Here is a 2,896-nt window from a genome sequence, read left to right on the forward strand (position 1 = left end):
ATGATTGTTGAAGGAAATATTCAAGGAAATAATGTTGAAATTATACTTTTAGAAACAGCAAAAAGTATAGCTGCTTATGAGGGTAGAACTTATATAAATATTGAAGATATAAAAGAAGCTTCAGAGTTTGTATTAACTCACAGGGTAAGAGAGAAAAAACAATCTTCGAATCAGAAAAAACAAGAGGATAATAATGAAAAAAATATAGATGAAAGTCTAAAAAAAGATATACCTCAAGAAATATCTAAAGAAAAGAAAAAAAATGAAAATAATGATGAGTTTCAATACTCTATAGGAAAAACATTTAAGGTACAAAAATTAGAGATTGATGATTTTAAAAGGAAGAGACTTTTAGGATCAGGAAAAAGATGTAAAACAATAAGCGATAGCTTAAAAGGAAGATATATTAAAAGTATTATTCCAAAAGGGAAGGTAAAAGACCTAGCTTTTGATGCTACCTTAAGAGCAGCAGCACCTTATCAAAATATATTTAAAAATAAAAAATTAGCAATAGTTATAAAGAAGGAGCATATACGGGAGAAGGTTAGAGAAAAAAGAGTTGGAGTTAGTATTTTATTTACTGTGGATGCAAGTGGTTCTATGGGGGCTAATGAGAGAATGGTAGCTGTAAAGGGAGCTATTTTATCATTATTAAAAGATGCTTATGAAAAAAGAGATCGTGTTGGAATGGTTTCTTTTAGAAGAGATAGAGCTGAAGAACTTTTACCAATAACAAGAAGTATAGAACTTGCTAGTAAAAATTTAGAAAAGTTATCTACAGGAGGAAATACTCCTTTATATAAAGGTCTTGAAAAATCATATACTCTTTTAAAAAATGAGATTAAAAAAAATCCAAAAGTAATTCCTGTGCTTGTGTTAATTACAGATGGAAAAATTAATACATCAAAAGGAGAATCCTTTGAAAAACTTTTAAAGCTTTGTAATTTTATTAAAAATGATGGTATTAAATCTATTGTTATTGATTCTGAAATTGGTCGAATAAAGTTAAATATGGCAAAGGAGATATGTAAAAACTTAGATGGAAAATATTATAAATTAGAAGATTTAAAAAGAGATTCTCTAAGTTGTATAGTTAGAGAAAATATATAAAAACAGAGGATAAAAAATGATAAAACTTATAAATACTAGCGATTTCTACACTAATGAAGAAAATATAAAAAAGATTAAGTATTATAAAAAAAAATATAATTTTCAAGGGTTTGAACTTATCAAATTTAATGATAGCAATAATTTAGCAATAAAAGATGATGTGAAGGGGTATCATTTAAGATTTTTTCCCATGTGGATAGATTTATATCTTGGGAAAACAGATGTTTTGAAAAAGGAAATTTTAAAAGAGGAAGATTACAAATATGTCTGTGGCGGAAGAACTAAAGAGGAGATGTTAAATTTTTATAAATGTGAATTGGAAAGAGCTAAAAGTTTAGATGTTGAATATGTTGTTCTTCATGCTTGTAATATCAGAATAAGTGAAACATATACATATAAATTTCAATATAGTGATATGGAAGTTTTAAAATATGTTGTTGAAATAATAAATGAAGTTTTTAATGAAAAGTATACATTTAAACTTTTATTAGAAAATTTATGGTGGCCAGGATTAAAACTAACTTCTAAGGAGGAGATTAGTTATCTTTTAAAACATATAACATATAAAAATACGTGGTTTATGCTTGATACTGGACATTTAATAAATAATAATATAAATTTAAAAAATTCTAAAGAGGCAGTTGAATATATTAAGAGTTCTATTGAAAATTTAGGTGAGTATAAAAATTATATAAAAGGAGTTCATTTAAACTATTCACTATCTGGGGAGTATGTAAAAAAATCTTTAAATGGAAGGGGAGAAAAAGAGATTTATAAACATATTGGGGAGATAGATTATCATGATCCTTTTGAAAATCCTGAAATCAATAGCATTTTAAAGAGTTTACCTTTAGAATTTTTAATATATGAACTAATAGGAAAAAATAATAAAGATTTAGAGGCAAAAATAAAAAAACAAGAAAATGTAATACAAAAATAGGAGGGATTATAATGAGGAAATTATTTTTAGTATCAGCAATGGTTGTAGTGGGAACTATTGCTCAAGGGGAGGAAGTATCGTCAGTAAAATTGAAAGAAACGGTTATATCAACAGGTGAGGGATTTTCAACATCAATTAAAGATACAGCTAAGAATATAACCGTTATTACAAGTGAAGAGATAGCACAAAAAGGGATTCAAACAGCAGGGGAAGCATTAAAAGGAGTTTCTGGAATAACTGTTAGGAATATGGATGGAGCTTCACCTAAAATTGATTTGAGAGGATCTGGAGCAACAGCTGGAGCAAATACTATTTTACTTTTAGATGGAATACCTTTAAATGGATTAGCAAACTATAATATCAATCAAATTCCAATTGGTGAAATTGAAAGAATCGAAGTTATTCCTGCTGGTGGAGCAGTTATGTATGGTGATGGAGCTATTGGTGGAGTAATCAATATAGTAACAAAAGCACCAGAAAATAAAGAGAGTTATGGTAGTTTAGGATTAGAGGTTGGTTCTTGGGAAACTACGAGATCAAATTTGAGCTATGGAACTAAAATTGGTAAAAATTTATTAATAAATACATCTTACTCAGGTTATGCTAGTATGGATTATAGAGATAGAAATGAAGAGTTTAAAGATGATAAAGATGAAAATCAATCTATTTGGTTAAGGGGTAAATATCTGTTAAAAGATGGAAATATAGAACTTAGATATAATCATAATGAAAATAAAGATTATTATACAGGGTATCTTGAAAAAGATCAATTTGAAAAAGATCCAAGTAAGGCAGGATCTTATGGAGGGGAGTCTCATTATAAAAGTGATATATGGAACTTATCAT

3 protein-coding genes are annotated in these 2,896 nt (G+C 27.5%); all 3 read left to right on the forward strand.

Annotated elements, in window-relative coordinates; translation table 11 throughout:
• A partial coding sequence (locus Q0V09_RS10100) for a VWA domain-containing protein (RefSeq protein ID WP_297489195.1) occupies window positions 1-1,110 on the forward strand: 1,110 nt, incomplete at its 5' end.
• Window positions 1,111-1,126: 16 nt separating this feature from the next.
• Complete coding sequence (locus Q0V09_RS10105) at window positions 1,127-2,050, forward strand: TIM barrel protein (protein ID WP_297489197.1); 924 nt, start codon at window positions 1,127-1,129, stop codon at window positions 2,048-2,050.
• Between the two features lie 11 nt (window positions 2,051-2,061).
• A partial coding sequence (locus Q0V09_RS10110) for a TonB-dependent receptor (protein WP_297489200.1) occupies window positions 2,062-2,896 on the forward strand: 835 nt, incomplete at its 3' end.

The sequence above is a fragment of the uncultured Cetobacterium sp. genome (assembly GCF_947039425.1).
In the GTDB taxonomy this organism is placed as follows: Bacteria; Fusobacteriota; Fusobacteriia; order Fusobacteriales; family Fusobacteriaceae; genus Cetobacterium_A.